The sequence below is a fragment of the Moorena sp. SIO4E2 genome (genome assembly GCF_010671945.1).
GTDB classification, from domain to species: Bacteria; Cyanobacteriota; Cyanobacteriia; order Cyanobacteriales; family Coleofasciculaceae; genus Moorena; species Moorena producens.
Window position 1 is genome coordinate 1 of record NZ_JAAHIE010000706.1, and the last position, 3,235, is coordinate 3,235.

Below are 3,235 nucleotides of genomic sequence, written 5' to 3' on the forward strand. Positions count from 1 at the left end.
CAGCAGTCAGCCGTCAGCCGTCAGCTTATTTTATTCAAAAGCACCTCAAGTAGGGTGCGCGTAGCGCATAAACTGTTCGCTTAGCGTGGCCACATGCCTTTGGCTGATAGCTGATAGCTGATAGCTGATAGCTGATAGCTGATAGCTTAGCACCCTGCTCAGGATAATCTGATCGGTTGGCTATTCTACCTACCTAAAAAATCCTGAACTATGGGATTTGTTTGGGTAAGTATTAAAGCAGCTATTAGGATGTCTTAAGCACTAAAGATGAGATAACCCACATCTGCTGTTTTTTTGAAACATATAGTTCATGGATTTATCAAAGATTCCTGCTCAACCTAAACCAGGTCTGATCAACGTTTTAATTGAAATTCCCGCAGGTAGTAAAAATAAGTATGAGTTTGACAAGGATCTAGAAGCCTTTGCCCTTGACCGGGTACTTTATGCATCGGTACACTACCCCTATGACTACGGCTTTGTCCCTAACACTCTAGCAGATGATGGTGATCCTCTTGATGGTATGGTGATAATGGATCAACCTACGTTCCCTGGTTGTGTGATTACCGCTAGACCAATCGGGATGCTGGAAATGATCGATGGAGGTGATCGGGATGAAAAAATTCTGTGTGTTCCTGACAAGGATCCTCGCTACGCTGAAGTAAAAACTCTCCAAGATATCGCGCCCCATCGGTTGGATGAAATTGCTGAATTTTTCAGGACATACAAAAATCTGGAAAAAAAAGTCACTAAAATTTTAGGATGGAAAGATCTTGATCAGGTAATGCCTTTGGTGGAAGAGTCAATCAACAACTATAAGCAGTAGGGACTGATCAAGTAGGGACTCATCGGTGAGATGAGTTCCACTAGAGTTTCTTTTCTTAGGCTAATGGTTAGATGCTAGAAAGCTAGCAAAGCGATTAGCCATTCTCTGTTTTAAGGGCAAGCATAACAAAAAATACCCCAACCCTAATCAAGTAGGGTCAGGGAGTGATCCCAACAGAAGGTGACATACTCCCACACTGACTCTTTGAGTTCAGTGTGGGCTTCTTGCCAACTCCACCCAACAGTTAGGATACAAGGCCGTAGGCCACGCGGGGCGGGTTCGGCAAGCTTTATTAATGACACGGGATGCCCCTCCGCGCCGGAACATACAATGAGTTTGAGTTTTTTCTTAGGCACGTAGGTGGTGGTTAGCTCTTCATTTGTCTTCCCTACTAGATTTAGTATACACGGTCTTCGATCCTGTCCGCAATTCATCTCACACTCATGGCGTAGCATTGAGATGTGAGATGAATTGCGGATGAAGCTAAAAGATATTACCTTTTTAGGTGAGGAGATAATCAGGTGAGGATGGGATGGGGTGAGCAGTTATACTTGAGATGGGCATACACTGAGCTTTTGGTTTAGCTGTCGAGGTTAAGCTATAAGGAAATGGGCTGACTTCCGATAAATGAAAGCTGACCGATCAAGGGATAACCGATGATTTACCAGTTCCCATTCTAATTGATTGAATTAATTTGATGCGTTTGTGACATAGGTCACAAACTGTTTGTTCCTAAATCCGTTAAAATTAACCAACACTTAAGATACAGTTAAGAGAAAGCATAACTGTATCTTAACTTGTTTAGGGGGGCTGAAAGGTTCCAAATTAGAGATCTGACTAAATTACTGGGGCTGTTGTGGTTGCTTTCCCCCATCTATTTACTCTTGATGTATTCAATTTGATGTATGAAATCCGCCCACTTTAACAGAAAGTAGTGGTTAACCCTGATGGTTACTCATTTTCACCCGAGTATCCTCTAGTCGGAATCTACCAATGGGAATAATTTATAACTTAGGCTGACGTAATTCACAGATTCAAGATGCAAAATCTAGTAGCACCCACACGAGGCAACTATAAGGCTAAACCCAGCCTAAACAATGGCACTGGAGGCGACTTGAGCGTCCGATTTTGGGGCGTTAGGGGTCAAATTTCGGCTCCTGGGACAGATACCATTCGCTATGGTGGCAATACATCTTGTGTAGAGATGCGTGTTGGTAGAAAACGCTTAATCTTTGACGGTGGCAGTGGTTTGCGGGTGCTGGGAAATCATTGGCTTAAGCAAATGCCCATAGAAGCTCACATTTTTTTTTCTCATAGCCATTGGGACAGCATTCAAGGGTTTCCCTTTTTTACTCCTGCGTTTATTCCTGGTAACTGTTTTCATATCTATGGAGCAGCAGCACCTGATGGGGCATCCATTGAACAGTGTCTAGGTCAGCAAATGATTGCTCCAAATTTTCCAGTGCCCCTTCAGGTCATGCAGTCAGATCTGAAATTTCACGGGCTGAGGTCAGGTCATACAGTAACCCTAGATGATGTAACTGTAGAGGCTGTGCTTCTTAATGACTCACATCAAGCAATGGGCTATCGGGTAAACTGGCAAGGATATGCTGTTGTGTACGCCACTACTCACTCCAATGGTTGGGGTGCCATTGATGAAAATCTACGATACCTATCCCGTCAAGCAGATTTGCTAATTTTGGATGCTCCCTTTCCCCTCACAGGAGATGATCTGTCTAATTATTCACCTTTGATTTGGCAAGATCAGCGTTGGCAAACTGGCATAGCAACGGCAAAGGTGGCAGGTGTTAAGCGCATAGTTATGTCTCGTTATCATCCTGACTATAATGATGATTATCTCGACAAACTAGAAAAGCAACTCCAGTCTTTCAATGGTAATCACTTACTGGCTCGCGAGGGGATGGTTTTGCCTGTTTGTTCAAGGGTATAGGTTATTAGGTATGACTATAGTGCTGGAATTTTAGCTGAACCGCGAGAAGCCCCGCACTTTACCTTCATTGGCTAAGTGTCGTATGGGAAGCGCGGGGTAAGCTCCGGAACGAAGCTTACCAATGTGATATACTAGAAATGGTAGGGAAGATAAATAAAGAGCTAACCGCCACCTACCAAATAAAAATATAACTTTTTGTATTGTTCCGGCGGGTCGGGGCATCCCGGAGACGAAACCTTAGAATAGGGTTTGAAGTTACCGTAAGATCAGGTCGCCTTTTTGGGTTGTAGGTTATGCAGAAAAGGTTTAAAACTATTGTTATAAAGGCGACCTGATCTAAGGTTTCGTCTCTTGCCTTAATCATAAAGTTTTAACCCTTTACCCATAGCCGACTAACCATAAAGGCTGCCCCAGCGAGGGATTGCTCGCTGGGGTAACTTCTGACCGTGTCGTTAATAAAG

The 3,235-nt window shown here is 43.6% G+C and carries 3 protein-coding genes; 2 read left to right on the plus strand and 1 reads right to left on the minus strand.

The genetic code is table 11. From position 1 onward, the window contains the following. The first annotated feature begins 310 nt into the window (after positions 1–310). Entirely contained in the window at positions 311–823 is a 513-nt protein-coding gene (locus F6K37_RS35740; protein WP_008189248.1) for an inorganic diphosphatase, read from the plus strand. 143 nt (positions 824–966) lie between these two features. Here F6K37_RS35740 and F6K37_RS35745 read toward each other — a convergent pair whose 3' ends face one another. Continuing rightward, on the minus strand, positions 967–1,125 hold the full coding sequence (locus F6K37_RS35745) for a hypothetical protein (protein WP_287255664.1): 159 nt from the start codon (positions 1,123–1,125) through the stop codon (positions 967–969). A gap of 737 nt (positions 1,126–1,862) precedes the next feature. Here F6K37_RS35745 and F6K37_RS35750 point away from each other — a divergent pair. Then, positions 1,863–2,774, plus strand: coding sequence for an MBL fold metallo-hydrolase (locus tag F6K37_RS35750; protein ID WP_008189251.1), 912 nt, complete (start codon positions 1,863–1,865; stop codon positions 2,772–2,774). Positions 2,775–3,235 lie beyond the last annotated feature (461 nt).

What these genes read in the sequence shown, in the direction of transcription:
- F6K37_RS35740 (WP_008189248.1), top strand. Translation starts at nt 311, where the DNA reads ATGGATTTATCAAAGATTCCTGCTCAACCTAAACCAGGTCTGATCAAC.
- F6K37_RS35750 (WP_008189251.1), top strand. Translation starts at nt 1,863, where the DNA reads ATGCAAAATCTAGTAGCACCCACACGAGGCAACTATAAGGCTAAACCC.